Origin of the sequence: Actinoplanes sp. URMC 104, assembly GCF_051386375.1 — a bacterium.
GTDB lineage: Bacteria > Actinomycetota > Actinomycetes > Mycobacteriales > Micromonosporaceae > Actinoplanes.
The window spans coordinates 1,827,109-1,841,864 of the sequence record NZ_JBPQTO010000002.1 but is presented as its reverse complement, the minus strand read 5'-3'; the positions used below and the strand labels follow the sequence as shown (position 1 = coordinate 1,841,864).

The following is a 14,756-nucleotide window of genomic DNA, read 5'->3' as shown; positions in this document are numbered from 1 at the left end:
CCTGCCCGCCGCGTTCGAAGAGCCGAGGTGGAGGTCTAGGTGGAGGCTGCGGAGTCGCAGGAAGCGCCGGTCACGTTGCGGCTGGACGGCAAGGTCGCGCTGGTGACCGGGGCGGGCAGCCCCGACGGGATCGGGTACGCGACGGCGCGCCGGCTGCGTGACCTCGGAGCGCGGGTCGCGATCGTGTCGACCACGCGCCGCATCCACGAGCGGGCCGCGGAGCTCAGCGTCACCGGATTCGTCGCCGACCTCACCGACGAGGCCGAGGTGGGTGCGCTCGCCGACGCGATCGCCGACCAGCTGGGCGACGTCGAGGTGCTGGTCAACAACGCCGGGCTGACGAGCCGGGCCAGCCCCGAGGTGCTGCGGCCGGTCGCCCAGCTCACGTACGACGAGTGGAAGTCCGAGATCGACCGCAACCTGAGCACGGCGTTCCTGTGCAGCCGCGCGTTCCAGGGCGGCATGGCCGAGCGTGGCTGGGGCCGGATTGTGAACCTGGCCGCCACCGCCGGCGCGGTCAACGCCCTTCCGACCGAGGCGGCGTACGCGGCGGCGAAGGCGGGCGTGGTGGGCCTGACCAGGGCGCTCGCGATGGAGCTGGTCGCCGACGGCGTGAACGTCAACTGCGTGGCGCCGGGCACGATCTATACGGCGGCGTCCACGGTCAGCGAGATCAAGCAGGGTCTCGGCACGCCGATCGGCCGCCCGGGTACCCCGGACGAGGTCGCCGCGGCGATCGCGTTCCTGTGCTCGCCGGCCGCCTCGTACATCACCGGTCAGATGCTGGTCGTCGACGGCGGCAACAGCGTGCGGGAGGCCGAGTTCCGCTGAGCCCCACGCGCGGTCGGCCGGGGTGACCGGCCGACCGGCGCGAGGCCGTGCGGGTTACGGGCTCGTGGTGGTGTTGCCGAGCGCGACGACCGCGATGAGCCAGGCGGCGCAGGCAAGCACGTAGAAGCCGGTGATGATGTAGCCCAGCCAGAGACCGGCCGTGGCCAGGCCCTGACCCTGCTCGCCGGTCTGGCGGATCTGCTTGCGCGCGATGTGGCCCAGCACGATCGCGGCGGGGGCGAAGATGAACGCGAACACGAGCGCCAGAATGGCCATGGTGTTCGTCGTCGGCACGTACGGCTGGCCGTACGCCTGCTGCTGCCCGTACGGCTGCCCCTTGTAGGCGTCCTGCCCGTACTGCCCGTAGGGCTGGCCGCTCGACGGCTGCGCCCCGTACGGCTGCCCGTACGGCTGGCCGCTGGACGGCTGCCCGTAGGGCTGGCCGCTGGACGGCGTGGCCGGGTCGTACGGCTGCTGCCCGTAGGGCTGTGGCTGCTGATATGGGTCGGGTGCTCCACCCGGCGGATAAGTCATCAAGTCCTCCTCGTTCCCCGGCACCGTACTAGCCGGGGCACAGAAGAAGACACGATAGGCGTACGTGTCCGCAGCCTGCGACCCCGCTCAGCTCAGCTTGGTCAGATTGCCCACGGCGCGCTCGACGGCCAGGCAGCGGTCCTCGACGTAGTCGATGCCCGCCTCCTCCGCGATCGCGCGCGCCTCGGCCGAGACGATGCCGCTCTGCAGCCACACCGCCGGCGCCTTGATGGCGACCGCCTGCCGCACCACCTCGACCGCGTCGCGGGCCGGCCGGAACACGTCGACCAGGTCGATCGGCTCGTCGATGTCGGCCAGCGACGGCACCGTCCGGACGCCGAAGACCTCGTCGACGAACGGGTTCACCGGAATGATCCGCCAGCCGTGCCGCAGCATCTGCAACGGCACCGTGTGCGCCGGCTTGAACGGGTCGCGCGACGCGCCGACCACGGCGATCACGTTCGCCTCCGCCAGAATCTGCTGTGCGTCCCTCATGTGATCGATGCTAGTCACAGCAGCGTCAATTGCTTCGCCTCCCCGGACTTGGGCGTCTCCCCGGGCACGTGCACCGGCGTCACCGTGCGGGCCTCGCCCGGCGTGGCGCGATGCAGGCCGTGCCGCCGGGCCGCGATGCGCACCCGGGCGACGATCTCGCGCTGATAGGTCTCGGGTGCGTAGGAGCCGTTGCCGTAGAGGTCGCGATAGCGCGACGCCAGCTCGGGGTGGGTGCGGGTCAGCCAGGCCGCATACCACTCCCGGGCGCCGGGGCGCAGGTGCAGCGCCAGCGGCGAGACGCTGGTGGCGCCGGCGGCCGCGATCGCGGCGACGGTCTCGTCGATCGACTCGTCGGTGTCGGTGAGGCCGGGCAGGATCGGCGCCATCAGCACGCCGACGTCGAAGCCCGCGTCGGTGAGCCGGCGCACCGCGTCGAGCCGGCGGCGCGGGCTGGGCGTGCCCGACTCGACCGCGCGCCAGACCTGCTCGTCGACGAAGCCGACGGAGAACGACAGGCCCACCCGGGTCACCTGCGCCGCCTGGGTGAGCAGCTCGAGGTCGCGCAGGATCAGCGTGCCCTTGGTGAGGATCGAGAACGGGTTGGCGTGGTCGCGCAGCGCCGCCAGGATCTCGGGCATCAGCCGGTATCGGCCCTCGGCGCGCTGGTAGACGTCGACGTTAGTGCCCATGGCGAGGTGCGCGCCGGTCCACCGCGGGGCGGCGAGCTCGCGGCGGATCAGCTCGCCCGCGTTGACCTTGACCACGATCTTGCTGTCGAAGTCGTGCCCGGTGTCGAGGTCGAGATAGCTGTGGGTGTGGCGGGCGAAGCAGTTGTGGCTGACCACGCCGTCGGCGATGAAGTCGCCCGTGCCGGTGGAGATGTCGAACAGCGGCAGCGTGAGGCCGAGATCCTCGATGTCGGCCACGGCCAGCTGCCGCCCGGCGCGCACCCCGACCCCGGAGGCGTCGAGCGGCGCGCCGTCGACGCCGGTGAGGTGCCGGAAACGCAGCGCCGCCCACAGGTCGCGGTCGATCTCGACCGTGCCGGTCGCGCCGCCGCGCACGCGCACCGGCGTGCGGCTGGGCAGGCCGAGCGAGGTCAGCGCCTCGGTCACCCGCGCGAGGAAGAGACGGTCGGCGCTGGTGAAGCTGATCGCCAGGCGGTCGGCGCGGCCCACGGCGCCGAACGCGCCCGCCAGGAACCCCCGGTGCCAGCCCTGGGTGGGCATCTCGGGCCAGCGCAGGGCCTCGTGCAGGGGCACGTCGTCGAGATAGCCGTCGGCCCGCACCCAGGCGTCGCCCTCGCGCGCCGCGACGCCGGTGTCGCCGCGCCCGGCGTCACCGCGGACGAGGCCGCAGAGGAAGCCCGCCCGGTAGTCCGGCGACTCCTTGGGCGGCTCGGCGAAGTGGCCCACGCCGAACATCAGGTCGCCCACGGCCAGCGCGGGCTGGTGGGCCTCGGCCGGGCTCACGTGCCGCCAGCCGCGGTCGGTGAGGAACCGGTGGTCGCCGCTGGCGACCAGCCGGGTGCCGTCGGCCAGCGTGACGCGGAAGGCGGCCTTGGTGGTCGACCAGTGGTCGAGCACCGTGGTGGGGACGTAACGCCGGCTGGAGCCCGCGCCCATCGTGCCCATGACGGCGTCACCGGGGCGCAGGTCGGCCAGCCGGCGGGTGGCGCCGTCGGCCATCAGGATCGGCGTGTCGCCCGACAGGCAGTAGGCGCAGGCGTGCGAACAGCCGCGATAGGGGTTGATGGTCCACTCGAACGGCACCCGCGACGCGCCCGGAACCCGGTTGATCAGGCTTTTCGCCCGGACCTCGTAGAACGTCATGCCGGCGAAGCCGGGGGTGTCGAACGTGCGGACTGTGGCGCCGGGCAGCGCCAACGGCAGGGGTGGGGCCGTCGGCGCTGCCCTGTCGAGGAGCGAGCCGCCGTCGGGGGAGGCCGACAGGTTGGACCATCGCATGGCAGGAATTCGAACACATGTTCGATCGACTTGTCCAGTCAGGTCCGGCGTGTCGTGGCCGGCCATGCAAAAGGCCCGCGAACCGAACCGGTCCGCGGGCCTGACCTGCTGAAACTCAGTGGCTGTGAGCCGCGAGCTGCTGGCGCACCTCGTCCATGTCGAGCTTCTCGACCTGCTCGATGAGGTTCTCGAGGGCCGACTCGGGAAGAGCGCCCGGCTGCGAGAAGACGATGACGCCGTCGCGGACGGCCATGATCGTCGGGATCGAGCGGATGTCGAACTTGGCGGCCAGCGCCTGCTGGGCCTCGGTGTCGACCTTGCCGAAGGTGATGTCGGGGTGCTTCTCGGAGGACCGCTCGTAGGTCGGAGCGAAGCGGACGCACGGCCCGCACCAGCTTGCCCAGAAGTCGACCAGGACGATCCCGTCCTTGCCGGTGACCTCGTCGAAGTTCTCAGCGGTCAGCGCAACCGTCGCCATGATGTCTCCGTCCACGGGAAATTGGCTTTCGTGCGGTGAAACCCATCGTTCACACCAGCCATTCCCGGTTCTTCGCCGGTCGACACGTGGTCTGGACCACCGGATCGGGACTCGGTGTGCGGTTCGGGCAACTCATCGTAACGATCCGTAAGGAGAGCGCTCTCGATTACGGAACAAGTTGTAACGTCCGTTTTGCGGGCGCTTCTCCGGACATGGTCGCCGTGACCGGCCGTACCCCCGCTGACGTGGGTCGTTAGCTTTGCTCACGGTAATAGGAAACATTCTTTAATGTGAGCTGGGTCACATGCGAGCAACCTTCACATCGATACGTAGCGTGAGGCAGACTCTGTCCCAACAAGCGTGGGCGGCGGGTGCCGGGGAGGGCCCCGCCGCTCATTGCGTCTCCACCCGCACGGCCCCCGGCTGCCGCTCCAGTAGCGTATCGGCCCATGATTGCCGCTGAGGACGAGTCCGCCGAGGTCGGTGTCGGCCCGTGGACCGGCGAGCCGCCGACCGACCCGCGGTACGACCCGGAGCTGCTGGCCGCGGGCGATCGCCGCAACGTGGTGGACCGCTACCGGTACTGGCGCCGTGAGGCAGTCGTCGCCGACCTCGACACCCGCCGGCACGACTTCCACGTCGCCATCGAGAACTGGCAGCACGACTTCAACATCGGCACGGTCGTGCGCAACGCCAACGCGTTCCTCGCGGCCGAGGTGCACATCGTCGGGCTGCGGCGGTGGAACCGCCGCGGCGCCATGGTCACCGACCGCTACCAGCACGTGCGGCACCACCCCACGATCGAGGAGTTCGTGGCGTGGGCGGCCGGGCAGGACCTCCCGGTGATCGGGATCGACAACCTGCCGGGCTCGCAGCCGATGGAGACCGTCACGCTGCCCCGGCGCTGCGTGCTGCTCTTCGGGCAGGAGGGGCCCGGCCTGTCCGAGCCCGCCCGCGCCGCGTGCGCGCAGCTGTTCTCGATCGCGCAGTACGGATCCACCCGTTCGATCAACGCGGGCGTCGCCAGCGGCATCGCGATGCACGCCTGGATCCGCGCGCACGCGGGACCCCCGCCTGAGTGAAAAGTCCGGGTTCTGCGGATCCGCTTGACGTCGCCTGCCCGGGGCCGCACGGTTAGAGGCGTGGGTGTCACGGTGAGTTGCCCCAGATGCGGCGGACAGGTGCGCAAGCCGGACCTGATGCACTCCGCCTGGCGCTGTGACGACTGCGGCGACGTGCCGCCGTTCCATGTGACGGAGCACATCAACGCCGACATCGTCGAGAGCATCCTGCGGCATCTCGGCTCCTCGGCCGAGAAGACCCCGTTCTGGTGCCCGTGGCCGCTGCCCGCGGGCTGGATGGTCACCGGGGCCGGCTGGGCGGGCGACGACCGCCGGGGCGTACGCGCCACCGCGCTCGCCTGCAGCGGGCCGGAACCGCTCGCCGGCGGCCCGGCCGACGTCGTGCTGATCGCCGAGCAACCGGGCGTCGGACTGGGCACGCGGTTCGCCGGAATCCCCGGCATCGACCCTGGTCACCTGATCGCCGAGGCGCTCACCGCGGGCAACGGCCACCCTGGACCGCACGCGAAGATCAAGGCCGCGGGGCACCCCACTCCACTGTGGTGCGTCAAGTCCCCGGAAGATCGAAGCGCGTACGTGAGTGAGGCGAAGGGAATGTGGCTCTATGCGGTAGCGTGGCCCGCAAGCGCGGGCTACTTCCTCGCGGAGCACGTCGTCCTGCACGACCTCTCCGAGGGGGTGCCGCCCGAGCTCGTGTACGGAGCGCCGTCTCCGCACCTGCAGGGCAAGGCCTAGTCAAGTCGGGGCCTGACCTGCGGATATGGATTCGGCGATTCGCCCACATTGTTCACACCGAGCGACGAAACTGATACCGTCAGTACTGCCGAGGCGCTGACCGTCACCCGCACCCACAGGAGAAGGCCCGCCATGATCAAGAAGGTTCTGACCTGGCTTGGTATCGCGTTCTTGATCTTCTTTATCGCCTTCAACCCGAACTCGGCGGCATCGGTCTTCGAGTCACTCGGAGGCACGATCGCCGATATTGCCCGAGGCTTCGGCACGTTCTTCACGAACCTCGTCGCATAGCATCACCACATGGGTGGTCCAGCTGAGCCGCACGATCGGAGAGGCGAGGGCGCCGGGCGTCCTCGCGACGACGACGACGACGATTTCCGCTACAACGACCCGGCGTTCGAGGACGACCCCGATTACGTGCGCCGCAGTCACAGCTATGCGGACGGTCCGGGTTACTCGCCCGATGCCGGTTACTCGCCCGACGCGGGCTATTCCGAGGACGCCGCCTACTCGCGCGGCGTGGGCTACGCCGACGCCGGCGACGAGTACGAGCCGCCGGTGTTCACCGAGGAGGAACTGGTCGGCCTCGGCCCCGAGGGCGGCAGCGGCCCCCGCCGGGTGCTGCCGCTCGAGGACGAACCGACCACTCTGGTCGCTCGCTATCTCTTCCCGACCGAGCGCTACCGCGGCGAGTGGAAGAGACATTGGATCCACCTCACCGGCCCGCTCGGGATCGGGGCTGCCGCCACGCTCGCCCTGGGCTACCTGGCCGGCTTCCTGACCCGGCAGAACATCGACGGCCTGGTGACCGTCGCCGTGCTGATCTGGCTCGGCGTGATCTGCTGGGTGGCCTGGAAGGTCTTCGACTGGTACTTCGACCGCTTCATCCTGACCAACAAACGGGTGATGGTGGTCAACGGCATCGTCACCCGCCGCGTGGCCATGATGCCGCTGCTGCGGGTCACCGACATGAAATACACGCAGACCGCGCTCGGCCGCATGCTGAGCTACGGCACGTTCGTGCTCGAGTCGGCCGGCCAGGACCAGGCGCTGCGCGAGGTCAAGCACCTGCCGAACCCGAACGAGCTCTACCTGCGCGTGGTCGAGGAGATGTACGAGCCGCAGGCGGTCGAGGCGCGGCTGGGCAAGGACAGCGACGACGACGCCTGATGCCCGTACGGGAAAGGTCCTGTGACGAAGCAATCGTGGAGGGGACCGGCGTCCGGCCGCAGGCGACCGATAGCGTTTCCCGGTGACCCGTATCGACCTGCACTGCCACTCGACCGCCAGTGACGGCACGCTGACCCCGGCCGAGCTGGTGCGGGCGGGCGCCGCGGCCGGGCTCGACGTCATGGCGATCACCGACCACGACACCACCGGTGGCTGGCGGGCGGCCGCCGAGGCGCGTCCCGAGGGGCTGCGGCTGGTCCGCGGGGCCGAGCTGTCCTGCCGCTGGCACGGCGCCGACGAGTGGCCGATCGCGCTGCACCTGCTGGCGTACCTGTTCGACCCGGCCGAGCCGCGTCTGGCCGCCGACCTGGCCCGCCTGCGCACCGACCGCGAGCAGCGCGCCGAGAAGATCGTCGCGAAGCTGAGCGCCGACGGCGTGCCGATCACGTGGGACGAGGTGTACGGCTACGCCCGGGGCGGGTCGGTCGGGCGGCCGCACATCGCGCAGGCGCTGATCCGGGCGGGGCTGGTGCGCACGACGAGCGAGGCGTTCGCCTCCCGCTGGCTGGGCGCGCGCTACTTCGTACCGAAGGCGGATCTGGACGTCTTCGAGGCCGTACGGGCCGTGCGTGCGGCGGGGGGTGTGACCGTGTTCGCCCATCCGCGCGCCACGGTGCGCGGACGCGTCGTGCCCGACCGGCTGATCGTCGAGCTGGCCGAGGCGGGGCTGTTCGGGCTGGAAGCCGACCACGAGGACCACTCCGAGGCGGAGAGCGCCCACGTGCGCGCGCTCGCCGGCGACCTCGGCCTCGTCGTGACCGGGTCGTCCGATTTCCACGGCACGCACAAGACCGTGCAGCTCGGCGACCACACGACCGACCTCGAGGCGTACGAGAAGATCGTCTCGGCGGCGACCGGCGTTCCCGTGCTCGGGTGACGTCGGACGCACCGGACTGCGATCGAGCGGTCCGCGCCCCTACCTTGATCGGGTGAATCTCAAGCTGCTCGGCGAGGTCTTCGTGACCTTGCTGGTGATCGTCGACCCGCCCGGCATGGTCCCGGTCTTCCTCGCGCTCACCGGCACGATGGACGGCCGCGCCCGGATGAAGGCCGGCACGCAGGCCGTCCTGCTCGCGCTAGGCGTGATCGTCGGGTTCGCGGTGGCCGGGCAGACGCTGCTCGACTATCTGCACGTCGAGCTGCCCGCGCTGCAGGGCGCCGGTGGTCTGCTGCTCGTGCTGGTCGCGTTGCAGCTGCTCACCGGCAAGACGGACGAGTCGTCGGGGGACCAGGGCGGCACGAGCAACGTCGCGCTGGTGCCGATCGGGACCCCGCTGCTCGCCGGGCCGGGCGCGATCGTGGCCACCATGCTGTTCGTGCAGCGGGCCGACGGCGCCGACGAGTACCTGGTGATCGGCATCGGGATCCTGCTGGTCATGCTCACGGTCTGGCTGGTGCTGCGGTTCTCCGGGGGGATCGTCAAGCTGCTGCGGCCGGCCGGCATCGAGGTGCTGACCAGGATCGCCGGTCTGCTGCTGGCGGCGATCGCCGTGCAGCTGATCGCGGACGCCATCGACGCCTTCGTGCAGCTGTACGTCGCTTCGTCCTGATCGCGGTTTTGTCGTACCCGGCTGGCACCATTGCTTCGTGCCCTCCACCAAGACCCCCGGCGTGGTCCCCGAGCAGCTCGGCTTCGACGGCATGCCCGAGCGGCTCTTCGTGTGCACGCCCAGCAAGCTCGGCTCGTTCGCGGACTGTCCCCGCCGCTACCGCTACACCTACGTCGATCGCCCCAGCCCGCCCAAGGGGCCGCCGTGGGCGCACAACTCGCTGGGCGCGAGCGTGCACACCGCGCTCAAGAACTGGTACGGGTTGGCCGCCGACAGCCGCGAGCCCGGCGTGCTTCCCCGGCTTCTCAAGGCCACTTGGGTACGCGAGGGTTACCGCGACGTCGATCAGGAACGGGTCACCTACCGGGTCGCGCTGCGCTGGCTCGAGACCTACGTGAACGGCCTCGACCCCGTCGACGAGCCGCTCGGGGTCGAACGGGTGGTGGCCACCAAGACGGCCGTGCTCGCCTTCAACGGCCGCGCCGACCGCATCGACTCGCGGCAGGGCCCCGACGGCCCCGAGGCGGTGATCGTCGACTACAAGACCGGCCGCTCCGGCCTCGACGCCGACGACGCGCGCGGCTCGCAGGCGCTGGCCCTCTATGCCTACGCGGCCCAGCGCGTCTTCCGCCGGCCCAGCTACCGGGTCGAGCTGCACCACCTGCCGACCGGCACGGTCGCCTCCCACGAGCACACCGAGGAGTCGCTGGCCCGCCAGGTGCGCCGCGCCGAGGACACGGCCCGCGACATCATGGCCGCCGAGCGCGCGGTGGCCGCCGGCGCCGACGCCGACGCCGAGTTCCCCACCAACCCGGGGGCGCTGTGCTCGTGGTGCGACTTCCGCAAGTCGTGCCCCGCCGGCCAGACCGTGGCCGCCAAGGAACCCTGGGCGGCGGTCGACCACCTGACGGCGTGAGTCACGGCTCAGGCGTCGGTGAGGCCGGCTCGGGTCAGGGCGGCCTGGCGCATGGGCGCGGTGCGGTACTTGCGCGGCAGGGTGTTGAGGGCCGTCGCGAGGAGCAGTCGCATTCCTCGTACGGAAAGGTCGGCCGTCACGTCGGTGGTGCGCCAGCCGAGCCCGCCGTACAGGCGGCGCGCCCACGGCGGCAGCAGCGCGATCGCGGTGCCGGCGATGCCGAAGTACGCCCAGCGGGCCGGGCCGAGCGTCAGCCCCAGGCGCAGGGCCCGGTTGCCGAAGAAGTCCGGCGCGGGCGGGACGGTCAGGAAGAACGCGGTCTCGGCGCTCTCCTTGGTGAGCGACAGCTCGGGCTGCATGGCCTCGTAGTAGGCGTCGACCTCGGCGGCCGTGGCGGGGACGGTGGCCGGGTCGAGCCCGACCAGTTCGGCCGACTTGAGCTGCTCGGTGTAGTAGCGGTCGACCTCGTCGGGTGTCAGCTTGAGGCCGGCGCGGGTCGCGGTCGTCAGGAACGACTCGACCTCGGCGACGTGCACCCAGCGCAGCAGGTCGGGGTCGTCGATGCGGAACGTCTCGCCGGTGCGCGGGTCAGTCGCGGTCATGCGCGAGTGCAGGCGGCGGATGCGGGAGGCGGCCCGTTCCACCTCCTCGGTGGAGCCGTAGATCACCGTGCCGACGTACTCGGAGGTGCGGTTGAGACGGCCCCAGGGGTCGGCGCGATAGCCGGAGTTCTGCGCCACGCCGGCCACGGCCCGGGGGTGCAGGGCCTGCAGGTAGAGGCTGCGGAGCCCGCCCAGCAGGAGGATCGGTTCCTCGTGGAGTTTCCAGGTGACCGAATCCGGCCCGAACAGCCCGACGTCGACGCTCATGCTCTCAACAGTGCCACGGGTGGCGCGGAAAGTTGAACTCGTTCAGAATTTAGTTCGTCACGCGGAATCGGCGACGCGGCGGGCCTGGCACGCCGGGCACAGACCCCAGAACGTCACCTCGGCCTCGTCGACCTCGAACCCGTGCGCGGCGCCCGGGATCAGGCAGGGCCGCTCGCCCACGACGCAGTCGACGTCCGCGATCTCCCCGCAGCCGCGGCAGACGATGTGGTGGTGGTTGTCGCCCACCCGGGCCTCGTAGCGCGCCGGGCTGCCGGCCGGCTCGAGACGCCGGGCCAGGCCCGCGCGGGAGAGCGCGCCGAGCACGTCGTACACGGCCTGGGTCGACACCGAGTCGAGCTTGGTGCGCGCGCGGCGGGCGATGTCGTCGACCTCGAGGTGGCCGCCCCCGGCGAGGACCTCGAGGACGGCGAGCCGCGGCTTCGTGACCCGAAGGCCGTGCTCGCGCAGCAGTTGCTCGCCGGTGGACATCGGTCAATGACAGCACGATTTCCTTGAACGTCCAACCACCCGATCATCCGACCGACCGGACAAGATCCGTGAACCGGTGAACCGGCGCACGCCCGGGGGTGTAAGCGCATACGGGAATGCTTGCGTCGTCAGATACTTCTAAGCTGGCGGCGAGAGATCAAAAGGAGGCGTCGTGTTCGACCAGATCAACGGCCTGCCGGTGCACGTGCTCGTGCTGCACGCGGCGGTCGTGTTCGTCCCGTTGCTCGCGCTGGGGGCGGTGGTCTATGCGCTCGTGCCCCGCTGGCGTCCCCGGATGGGCTGGGCGCTCGGGATCCTGGCGATCGCCGCGCCGGTGGCGACGTTCGTGGCGATGGAGTCCGGGGAGAAGCTCTACGACCGCCTGCTCGGGCAGGGGATGAGCGGGCCGGGCAAGGAGATCCTCGACGACCACATGGGGTACGGGGGCCGGACGTTCTGGTTCACGCTCGCGCTCGGCGTGGTGAGCCTCGTGATGGTGGTCCTCACCTGGCGCCGGGGCAGCGGCCGGCTGCCGCTCGCGGGCGAGGTCGGCGGCGCGGTCGTGCTGATCGTGCTGGCCGCGCTGTCGGGCTACTACGTCTACCAGACCGGCGACTCGGGCGCGACGGCCGTGTGGGGAACGTACTGAGCTGCTAGCCGCGGCTTCCGGCGCTGTCTCCCGGCGCCGGCTTCGGGCGCTCGGCTTCTGGGTCCGCTTGGCGCGCCCTCTTTCGGCGCCCGGCTCCCGGCGTCAGAAGATGACGCGGGCGCAGAGCAGGCAGAGCAGGATCAGGGCGATCGCGCCGGCGACCAGGCCGACGCCGTAGGTGACCGTGCGCGCCGACCCCTCGGCGTCGTCCAGGGCGTCCATGTCCTGCGGCGGCATGCTCCGCGGCGGCGGCGGCTGGTTTATCGTGGGCGGCCGCCAGTTCGCCGGCGGCGGCGCGGACGGCGGCGGCCCCGCGTAGTCGCTGCCGGGCGGCGGAGCGGGCTGCGGCTCGGAAGCGGGCGCGGGATAGTCGGGATCCGGCCGCTGCCAGTACGCGTCGTCCGGGACGCCGGTGGGGGAGCTCACGTTCACCGACGGTACAGCCGGAGGGGGAAGACTTCCGCAGCGGCGCGGGCCTACCCTCGGAGGCGTGGACATCCTGGACGAGCCCGAACGCGACAACGACGCCGAACGCGAGGTCGACTTCGAGTCCGAGGAGGCAGCCGTCCTCCCCGACCAGACCCGCGACGACACCGAGCGTGGCTGGGGTGAGCGCTCGTACGACAACGACGACCGCCTGCTCGAGGACCGCCCCCCGCACTGGTGACTCGCCGCTGATCGAGCCGCCGCCGGTCGCTCGCCGCTGACTGCGCCGCCGTGGGCCACTCGCCGCTGACCGCCCTGCTGCGGGGGTGCTCGCCCCCCGCCGGGACTGCCTGCCGCTTGCCGCGCCGTCGCGGGTTGCCGCCGCTGATCGGGCCACCCGAGCTGCCCGCCGCTAGTCGGGCCGCCGAAGTTGCTCGCCGCTGACTGCGCCGCCGTGGGCTGCCTTCCGCTGACCGGGCCGCCGTGGGCTGCTCTCGCTGATGGCTCTGCCGTGGGCTGGTCACCGGGACTCGGGCGGCGGGGTCAGTCGGGGCGTATGTGGACGGCGAAGCTCTGGCCGGGTGTGGCTACGGCGTCGTCGGCCTCGGCGGGCTTGAGGGCCAGCAGCAGGCCGCCGGTGGCGGGGTCGTCGGAGCCGGTCACCTGGAGGACCAGCGCGGACTCGGCGACCGGGGTGGTGCTGCCGTCGGCGTTGTCGAGGCGGAGGAGGTCCACGCGGTTGCCGGTCCGTACGAGGGCCAGCGCGGCGGGGTCGGCCAGCCGCACCGGAACTCCTACGCTGCCCGCCGGAACGGCCTGGCCGTCCGCGGACGACGACGGAGTGGGGGAGGCGGCTGCGGGCACCGTGTAGCTGGCGGGTGCGCAGCTGCGAGGGGGCGACCACGACACCAGAGCGGCGGTGCCCAGTAGGATCGCGACGACTGTGAGGCGTAACAGCATGCCGCGGGCCGGCCGGTGCCAGCGCACGGGATCGAGGCGTCCGTCGCCGCCGTCGCGGCTCGGCGATCCCTGCGCCGCGGGGAGGGCAGCGCCCAGCCGGGATGCACTGGATCTGCCCATGGGCCTGTCCCCTTCCGCTCGCTCTGGCGTCGCGGTCTTGCGGCGCCGGATCGAACGTTAGGCCGGAGGGGAGATCGCCCGCTGGGGGCCTGTGGACGGCCGGGAAATGTGGATAACCGTGGTTGGCCGGCGGGTGGTGCTACGGGCCACGGGCATGGCGAACCGCGCCGGGGCTGAGGGCGCAGGCATGGCGAAGCGCGCCAGTGCGGAGGGTGCTGACACGGCAAAGCGCACCAAGGCGGAGGGCGAGCATGGCGAACCGCGCCGGGGCGGAGGGCGCCGGCGCGGTCGGGGGAGCGGGTCAGGAGGCGGCTGCGGCCTTTGTGCTGCTGGTGCTCGCCGGGGTCGAGGGCGACGACGAGGTGGTCGACGAGGACGAGCTCGAGGAGTCGCTCGACGAGGACGACGACGTGGTCGTGACGGCGTCGGACTTCTTGGTGTCGGCGTTGCCGGACTTCTCGGCGCTCACGTTGCCGGAGCGGGAGTCGTTGCGGTAGAAGCCCGAACCCTTGAAGACGATGCCGACCGAGTTGAAGACCTTGCGGAGTTTGCCCTGGCAGTTCGGGCACTCGGTCAGCGCCGGGTCGGAGAACGACTGCACGGCTTCGAGCTGGTGTCCGCACTCGGTGCAGGCGTACTGGTAGGTAGGCACGGCTCCTCCGGATCTGGTCGGCTGCTGGCACTCGCCAACTCCGAGTGCCAATGTTGCGCCATCGGAGGTCATTTCGTCCACTCGACCTGGCGACTGAGCCTCGGCCGGGGGTCGACGGACGAAATCGGTCACGCCCGAGACGGCGGGGGCGGCAGCGGTCACGCGTCGAAGATGGTGAGGCCGCCGGTCGGGGTGATGGCGCCGTGGACCGGGCGGTCGTGCGGCTCGGCCGGTACGGCCTCGAGCAGCTCGCCGTCGTGGAGCAGCGCCACCACGAGGGGGCCGCCGGTGCGGGGGAGCCGGGCGAGCACCCGGTCGTACGAGCCCCCGCCGCGGCCGAGCCGCATGCCCCGGCGGTCGACGGCCAGCGCGGGCACCAGCACGAGGTCCGCCCCGGTGACGGCGGTGACACCCAGCCGGGGGCCGCCCGGTTCGAGGAGCCCGCGCGGGCCGGGCAGCAGGGGATGTGCGCCGCGAGCCCAGTCGAGGTCGTTGTCCTTCAGAAGGACGGGCAGCAGGACGCGGGCCTCCGCCGCGAGCAGCTGCGGGACCAGGTCGGGACCGCCGGGCTCACGGCCCACGGGCGCGTACGCCGCCACCACCGGACGGTGCTCACGGCGTACGAGGGAAAGGGTTTGATCTTGGATGGAGGCGGCAGCGGAAGCCAGGGCCGAGGGCGTCAGGCCCCGGCGGGCGGCGAGCAGACGATCGCGCAGGGCAAGCTTGGCCGTACGAGATCGTTCCGCGTCACGGGTCAAATCGGGCATGCAACA

Annotated in this window: 20 protein-coding genes and 1 pseudogene; 11 read left to right on the top strand and 10 right to left on the bottom strand. The window is 71.5% G+C overall.

All coding sequences use genetic code 11. The features are described 5' to 3' along the window. Positions 1-39 precede the first annotated feature (39 nt). A complete protein-coding gene (locus ACSNN8_RS09605; RefSeq protein WP_436648293.1) occupies positions 40-831 on the top strand; it encodes an SDR family NAD(P)-dependent oxidoreductase in 792 nt (263 codons plus the stop codon). Between the two features lie 54 nt (positions 832-885). Here ACSNN8_RS09605 and ACSNN8_RS09600 read toward each other — a convergent pair whose 3' ends face one another. The 4 genes from ACSNN8_RS09600 to trxA all read right to left on the bottom strand — a co-directional run bounded on the left by ACSNN8_RS09600 (position 886) and on the right by trxA (position 4,305). Then, entirely contained in the window at positions 886-1,365 is a 480-nt protein-coding gene (locus ACSNN8_RS09600; RefSeq protein WP_436648292.1) for a DUF4190 domain-containing protein, read from the bottom strand. A gap of 87 nt (positions 1,366-1,452) precedes the next feature. Next, a complete protein-coding gene (locus ACSNN8_RS09595; protein ID WP_436648291.1) occupies positions 1,453-1,860 on the bottom strand; it encodes a CoA-binding protein in 408 nt (135 codons plus the stop codon). Positions 1,861-1,874: 14 nt separating this feature from the next. Further along, a complete protein-coding gene (locus ACSNN8_RS09590; RefSeq protein ID WP_436648290.1) occupies positions 1,875-3,827 on the bottom strand; it encodes an intein-containing Rv2578c family radical SAM protein in 1,953 nt (650 codons plus the stop codon). Between the two features lie 115 nt (positions 3,828-3,942). Then, positions 3,943-4,305 (bottom strand): thioredoxin, encoded by a 363-nt coding sequence (trxA, locus tag ACSNN8_RS09585; RefSeq protein WP_436648289.1) that lies wholly within the window; start codon positions 4,303-4,305, stop codon positions 3,943-3,945. A 449-nt stretch (positions 4,306-4,754) separates the two neighbouring features. On the opposite strand from trxA, the gene ACSNN8_RS09580 reads away from it, so the two are divergent. The 7 genes from ACSNN8_RS09580 (at position 4,755) to ACSNN8_RS09550 (ending at position 9,818) form a co-directional block, all read left to right on the top strand. After that, positions 4,755-5,387 (top strand): TrmH family RNA methyltransferase, encoded by a 633-nt coding sequence (locus ACSNN8_RS09580; protein ID WP_436648288.1) that lies wholly within the window; start codon positions 4,755-4,757, stop codon positions 5,385-5,387. Positions 5,388-5,447: 60 nt separating this feature from the next. After that, on the top strand, positions 5,448-6,122 hold the full coding sequence (locus tag ACSNN8_RS09575) for a DUF6758 family protein (protein ID WP_436648287.1): 675 nt from the start codon (positions 5,448-5,450) through the stop codon (positions 6,120-6,122). 132 nt (positions 6,123-6,254) lie between these two features. Next, positions 6,255-6,413: a hypothetical protein gene (locus ACSNN8_RS09570; protein ID WP_166661190.1), complete on the top strand. Its 159-nt coding sequence runs from the start codon at positions 6,255-6,257 to the stop codon at positions 6,411-6,413. A 9-nt stretch (positions 6,414-6,422) separates the two neighbouring features. Further along, positions 6,423-7,292 carry a PH domain-containing protein gene (locus ACSNN8_RS09565; protein ID WP_436648286.1) on the top strand — a complete coding sequence of 290 codons (870 nt, stop codon included), beginning with the start codon at positions 6,423-6,425 and terminating at the stop codon, positions 7,290-7,292. Between the two features lie 82 nt (positions 7,293-7,374). Continuing rightward, a complete protein-coding gene (locus tag ACSNN8_RS09560) occupies positions 7,375-8,229 on the top strand; it encodes a PHP domain-containing protein (protein ID WP_436648285.1) in 855 nt (284 codons plus the stop codon). 52 nt (positions 8,230-8,281) lie between these two features. After that, positions 8,282-8,902 (top strand): MarC family protein, encoded by a 621-nt coding sequence (locus tag ACSNN8_RS09555; protein ID WP_436648284.1) that lies wholly within the window; start codon positions 8,282-8,284, stop codon positions 8,900-8,902. Positions 8,903-8,993: 91 nt separating this feature from the next. Next, positions 8,994-9,818 carry a RecB family exonuclease gene (locus ACSNN8_RS09550; protein ID WP_436649487.1) on the top strand — a complete coding sequence of 275 codons (825 nt, stop codon included), beginning with the start codon at positions 8,994-8,996 and terminating at the stop codon, positions 9,816-9,818. Positions 9,819-9,826: 8 nt separating this feature from the next. On the opposite strand, the gene ACSNN8_RS09545 is transcribed toward ACSNN8_RS09550, so the two are convergent. Together ACSNN8_RS09545 and ACSNN8_RS09540 are read right to left on the bottom strand one after the other, a co-directional pair. Beyond that, positions 9,827-10,687, bottom strand: a complete 861-nt coding sequence (locus tag ACSNN8_RS09545) for an oxygenase MpaB family protein (RefSeq protein WP_436648283.1) — start codon at positions 10,685-10,687, stop codon at positions 9,827-9,829. Between the two features lie 57 nt (positions 10,688-10,744). Further along, positions 10,745-11,176: a Fur family transcriptional regulator gene (locus ACSNN8_RS09540; RefSeq protein WP_436648282.1), complete on the bottom strand. Its 432-nt coding sequence runs from the start codon at positions 11,174-11,176 to the stop codon at positions 10,745-10,747. Positions 11,177-11,348: 172 nt separating this feature from the next. On the opposite strand from ACSNN8_RS09540, the gene ACSNN8_RS09535 reads away from it, so the two are divergent. Continuing rightward, on the top strand, positions 11,349-11,825 hold the full coding sequence (locus tag ACSNN8_RS09535) for a DUF2231 domain-containing protein (RefSeq protein ID WP_436648281.1): 477 nt from the start codon (positions 11,349-11,351) through the stop codon (positions 11,823-11,825). 102 nt (positions 11,826-11,927) lie between these two features. On the opposite strand, the gene ACSNN8_RS09530 is transcribed toward ACSNN8_RS09535, so the two are convergent. Then, positions 11,928-12,251: a translation initiation factor 2 gene (locus tag ACSNN8_RS09530; RefSeq protein ID WP_436648280.1), complete on the bottom strand. Its 324-nt coding sequence runs from the start codon at positions 12,249-12,251 to the stop codon at positions 11,928-11,930. Positions 12,252-12,315: 64 nt separating this feature from the next. Here ACSNN8_RS09530 and ACSNN8_RS09525 point away from each other — a divergent pair, with 64 nt between their 5' ends. After that, complete coding sequence (locus ACSNN8_RS09525; RefSeq protein ID WP_436648279.1) at positions 12,316-12,492, top strand: hypothetical protein; 177 nt, start codon at positions 12,316-12,318, stop codon at positions 12,490-12,492. Between the two features lie 302 nt (positions 12,493-12,794). Here the strand turns inward: ACSNN8_RS09525 and ACSNN8_RS09520 are convergent, their stop codons facing one another. Continuing rightward, complete coding sequence (locus tag ACSNN8_RS09520; protein ID WP_436648278.1) at positions 12,795-13,331, bottom strand: hypothetical protein; 537 nt, start codon at positions 13,329-13,331, stop codon at positions 12,795-12,797. Positions 13,332-13,582: 251 nt separating this feature from the next. On the opposite strand from ACSNN8_RS09520, the gene ACSNN8_RS09515 reads away from it, so the two are divergent. Further along, entirely contained in the window at positions 13,583-13,828 is a 246-nt protein-coding gene (locus tag ACSNN8_RS09515; protein WP_436649573.1) for a hypothetical protein, read from the top strand. Between the two features lie 62 nt (positions 13,829-13,890). Here the strand turns inward: ACSNN8_RS09515 and ACSNN8_RS09510 are convergent. Continuing rightward, positions 13,891-14,055 (bottom strand): annotated as a pseudogene (locus tag ACSNN8_RS09510) (FmdB family zinc ribbon protein); the annotation flags it as partial. A gap of 86 nt (positions 14,056-14,141) precedes the next feature. Beyond that, entirely contained in the window at positions 14,142-14,750 is a 609-nt protein-coding gene (locus tag ACSNN8_RS09505; protein ID WP_436648277.1) for a 5-formyltetrahydrofolate cyclo-ligase, read from the bottom strand. Positions 14,751-14,756 lie beyond the last annotated feature (6 nt).

What these genes read in the sequence shown, in the direction of transcription:
- ACSNN8_RS09520 (WP_436648278.1), bottom strand. Translation starts at nt 13,331, where the DNA reads ATGGGCAGATCCAGTGCATCCCGGCTGGGCGCTGCCCTCCCCGCGGCG.
- ACSNN8_RS09540 (WP_436648282.1), bottom strand. Translation starts at nt 11,176, where the DNA reads ATGTCCACCGGCGAGCAACTGCTGCGCGAGCACGGCCTTCGGGTCACG.
- ACSNN8_RS09590 (WP_436648290.1), bottom strand. Translation starts at nt 3,827, where the DNA reads ATGCGATGGTCCAACCTGTCGGCCTCCCCCGACGGCGGCTCGCTCCTC.
- ACSNN8_RS09505 (WP_436648277.1), bottom strand. Translation starts at nt 14,750, where the DNA reads ATGCCCGATTTGACCCGTGACGCGGAACGATCTCGTACGGCCAAGCTT.
- ACSNN8_RS09595 (WP_436648291.1), bottom strand. Translation starts at nt 1,860, where the DNA reads ATGAGGGACGCACAGCAGATTCTGGCGGAGGCGAACGTGATCGCCGTG.
- ACSNN8_RS09580 (WP_436648288.1), top strand. Translation starts at nt 4,755, where the DNA reads ATGATTGCCGCTGAGGACGAGTCCGCCGAGGTCGGTGTCGGCCCGTGG.
- ACSNN8_RS09570 (WP_166661190.1), top strand. Translation starts at nt 6,255, where the DNA reads ATGATCAAGAAGGTTCTGACCTGGCTTGGTATCGCGTTCTTGATCTTC.
- trxA (WP_436648289.1), bottom strand. Translation starts at nt 4,305, where the DNA reads ATGGCGACGGTTGCGCTGACCGCTGAGAACTTCGACGAGGTCACCGGC.
- ACSNN8_RS09515 (WP_436649573.1), top strand. Translation starts at nt 13,583, where the DNA reads ATGGCGAACCGCGCCGGGGCGGAGGGCGCCGGCGCGGTCGGGGGAGCG.
- ACSNN8_RS09565 (WP_436648286.1), top strand. Translation starts at nt 6,423, where the DNA reads ATGGGTGGTCCAGCTGAGCCGCACGATCGGAGAGGCGAGGGCGCCGGG.
- ACSNN8_RS09550 (WP_436649487.1), top strand. Translation starts at nt 8,994, where the DNA reads ATGCCCGAGCGGCTCTTCGTGTGCACGCCCAGCAAGCTCGGCTCGTTC.
- ACSNN8_RS09600 (WP_436648292.1), bottom strand. Translation starts at nt 1,365, where the DNA reads ATGACTTATCCGCCGGGTGGAGCACCCGACCCATATCAGCAGCCACAG.
- ACSNN8_RS09545 (WP_436648283.1), bottom strand. Translation starts at nt 10,687, where the DNA reads ATGAGCGTCGACGTCGGGCTGTTCGGGCCGGATTCGGTCACCTGGAAA.